Source organism: Kitasatospora sp. NPDC001539 (assembly GCF_040298565.1).
Lineage (GTDB): Bacteria > Actinomycetota > Actinomycetes > Streptomycetales > Streptomycetaceae > Kitasatospora.
Genome location: NZ_JBEPAK010000467.1, coordinates 1 through 1,864, shown reverse-complemented (window position 1 = coordinate 1,864; position 1,864 = coordinate 1). Strand labels below are relative to the sequence as shown.

The following is a 1,864-nucleotide window of genomic DNA, read 5'->3' as shown; positions in this document are numbered from 1 at the left end:
CCAGCTCAACCAACTCGGCTACCAAGTGACCCTCCAAACAGAAGGAGCTGCCTGACCAGCGGCTACGGACAAGGGACAGGGGATTTTCGAATCAGCCGACGTCGATGCCGGTGACCACCGGGGTGCCGATGCTCACCGCGTCCTCCTCGTACCCGGCGGCGGTGAAAGCCCGCCGGGCCAGGCCCAGCGCCGTTTCACCGGCGGCGGTGTGGTCGGGGGCCTCGACCTCCAGGCGCAGCACGAAGGTGCCCTCCGGTTCGTCCAGGGTCAGGACGTCGAGGTCGGGTACCTGTGTGCCGGCCTCCTCCGGGTCCGCGCCGTGCACGACGGCCAGCAGGGTGCGGCGTGCCTCCTCCCCCACCGGGTGACGGACTGTTCCTGGAACGGTGATCACGTAGCTGCCCATGTCCTACGTGTCACCGGCGCGCGGCGTCGGAAACCTCGGAGCCCGGGTGTTCGCACGGGAGCGTCGTGTGGGAGCGTCGCGCGGGTGGCGGCCGCCGTCGCCCGCGCGGGCGCCCGGGCCCTCAGGCCGTGACGTGGTACCAGAAGCCGCCGGTGCGCAGGCCGGTGTAGTGGACGGTGGTGCCCGTCTCCTTGGCCTCGTACATCATGTCCGTGCCGGTGGCGGGGTCGGTGCCGGCGTAGAGGACGGCGTGGGTGGTGGTGTGCGCGCCCGTTCCGAAGTACTCGAGGTCGCCGGGGCGGCGCTGGGACTCCGTGATCGGGGTGAGGTGCCTGTCGAGGGTCTGCTGGTCGGTGTCGCCGCCGTGGGCGAGGTCGAGGCCGGCGCCGAACCAGTAGGCCGCGCGGACCAGGCCGGAGCAGTCCAGTCCGGCGGTGGTGTCGGCCGGGCAGGGCTGGATCGGGCCGGTGTAGCCCTCGCAGGTGCCGAGCGAGGGGCCGGGGCCCTCGCCGCGCAGCGAGTGGCCACCGCCCCACACGTACGGGACGCCCAGGTAGGACTTGGCGGCGTCCAGGACCCTGGCGGGGTCGACGGGGCCGCTGGGCGGCGGGGTGGGCGTACTGCCGTACAGGGCGTTCTTGGTGGCCGTGTCGACGACCCCGTTGACGGGCAGGGCGTGGAAGGCCTGGAAGTTGCGCACGGCCGTGTCGGTGGCCGGCCCGAACTGCCCGTCCACGGTGAGGCCCGCGCCGAACGTGTCGAGGATCGTCTGCAGGGTCGTGACGCACGCGCCGCCGGCGCCGGTGCGCAGGTCGCCGCACTGGGTGCGCAGGTCCACGGTGCCGGGGGCGGCGGCCGCCCCGGCGGGTGGCGGGGTGGGCGCGGCCGTGGCGGGTGGGGCCGCGACGGCGTACGCGCCGACGCCCGCCAGCAGCGCTGCCAGGGCCAGGCTCTGCGACAACCGGCGCCGGGTGGGGAGGAGGGTGCTCACAGGTGGTTCTCCGGGGTCCGTGGTGATCCGTCGGACAGGTCGGGGCGGGTCGCCGTCGACGTTCGGTGCTCGACGGGCTCGACGGGCTCGACGGGCTCGACGGGCTCGTCCGAGGTGTCCGACGGGCTGATCCGGACGATCCGTACCAGGCGGGACCCGGTCCTCACGGCCGTGTCCCCTCCCCACGCCGGAGGGACGGCGGTGGGATCGGCCACTCGGAGGACAGCCGCCCCCGGGGCCGGGGCGGGGAGCCGACCCAAGCGGGTGGAAAGGCGGCCCGGCCGACGCCGGGTTCCCGACGGGGGCCTGACGGAGGCTGACGGGGGCTCGGGTGCGGGCGGATCCGGCCGGGCATGGTGACGGCCCCCGCCGACGGGTCGGCGCTGCTGAGCGTGCCCACGGTGAACGGGACGCCCGCCGCGGCCGCCGCCCGGGCCGAGGCCAGTTCGCCCTCGGGATGGAAGAGG

The 1,864-nt window shown here is 74.8% G+C and carries 3 protein-coding genes; all 3 read right to left on the bottom strand.

The genetic code is table 11. From position 1 onward, the window contains the following. Nucleotides 1-91: 91 nt before the first annotated feature. Nucleotides 92-406 carry a hypothetical protein gene (locus tag ABT247_RS33310; protein ID WP_350750325.1) on the bottom strand — a complete coding sequence of 105 codons (315 nt, stop codon included), beginning with the start codon at nt 404-406 and terminating at the stop codon, nt 92-94. Nucleotides 407-527: 121 nt separating this feature from the next. Next, nucleotides 528-1,397 (bottom strand): C40 family peptidase, encoded by an 870-nt coding sequence (locus ABT247_RS33305; RefSeq protein ID WP_350750323.1) that lies wholly within the window; start codon nt 1,395-1,397, stop codon nt 528-530. Further along, nucleotides 1,394-1,564 (bottom strand): hypothetical protein, encoded by a 171-nt coding sequence (locus ABT247_RS33300; RefSeq protein WP_350750321.1) that lies wholly within the window; start codon nt 1,562-1,564, stop codon nt 1,394-1,396. Before ABT247_RS33300 ends, ABT247_RS33305 begins: the two co-directional genes overlap by 4 nt. Nucleotides 1,565-1,864 lie beyond the last annotated feature (300 nt).

Excerpts from the sequence above, each read along its gene's own strand:
- ABT247_RS33310 (WP_350750325.1), bottom strand. The coding sequence starts at position 406 with ATGGGCAGCTACGTGATCACCGTTCCAGGAACAGTCCGTCACCCGGTG.